The 1,070-nt window shown below is 68.1% G+C and carries 1 pseudogene; it reads right to left on the bottom strand.

Features of this window, described 5'->3' with window-relative positions:
* Window positions 1-885: 885 nt before the first annotated feature.
* A pseudogene (locus EAO71_RS40240) lies at window positions 886-1,070 on the bottom strand (hypothetical protein); the annotation flags it as partial.

Below are 1,070 nucleotides of genomic sequence, written 5' to 3'. Positions count from 1 at the left end.
GGGTTACGGCGCCGCATCAAGGGCGCTCCTTCGTCGCGTCGGCTTCGCCGATTCCGCTTCGCTCCACCCTTGACCCGTCACCTCCACCCGCCTTTTCACACTCGGAGGGCGGCCCGGGAAAGGGGCCAGGGCAGGGGGTGCGCATTTCCTGGGCGCCATCGGCGTCCGTCCGCCTCGGGGTGGCTTCCCGCACCCATTGAATGGGGTGACCCGGCAGGGCTTAGCGGGTACCACTCGATTCTTGGTTGGGATTCATGCCCCGCTGGTCACTCTCCGGTGGGGGTGATCCCTGCCCGGCGCCCAGCCCCGATCGTTCGGGCCGGGAGCCCCATCCGTCCCGCCAGCCCCATCGCCGGTCGGCAGTCGACCTCTCAATGACGCTACGGCGTACATTACTTGCGGTAACACGGACGGGGTAAGGGACTTTGGGGGTATATCGGACTCTCGGAGGGCTTAATGTACGCCGTAGCGTCATTCGGAACGACTTCACCTGACGGGAAGGCCAGACCGACCGCCTGAGTCGTCGACCTCTCCAAGGGCTCGCGGATCCGGCTCCACCCACCACCGGGAATGACCAGCGGGGCATGAATCCCAACCAAGAAGCGAGTGACACCCGCTGAGCCATGCCCAGCTGCCCCATTCAATGGCAGCGGGAAGCCACCCCTAGACCCGCCGGCCGCCGACGGCGCCCGAGGGGCTCCGGTCCCCGGAGCGGATGCCCCCTCCCCGGGCCGCCCTCCGAGTGTGAAAAGGCAGCCGGGGCCGGGCGGTCAAGGGTGGAGCGAAGCGGAATCGGCGAAGCCGACGCGACGAAGGAGCGCCCTTGATGCGGCGCCGTAACCCGCCACACTCGGAGAGAGGGCGGCCAACCACCAGAAGTAACCGGGGAACGCCGAGTCCAAGAGCCCGAAGGCCGGCGAGGAGCCAGAGGAGCAGCGTGAGGACGGTGGCGGCGGCGAAGACGATGGCGTAGCGGGCGAGGAACTGGGTGTTGGTGAAGTCGACGTCGGCGGTCCCCTTCACCGCCTTGGAGAGCGTGTCGACGATGGACACGGCGGCATCGGCGCACC

It is taken from the genome of Streptomyces sp. MS191 (genome assembly GCF_008042125.1).
Taxonomy (GTDB): domain Bacteria; phylum Actinomycetota; class Actinomycetes; order Streptomycetales; family Streptomycetaceae; genus Streptomyces.
The sequence above is the reverse complement of the archived record's forward strand: the minus strand, read 5'-3'. Positions and strand labels throughout refer to the sequence as shown.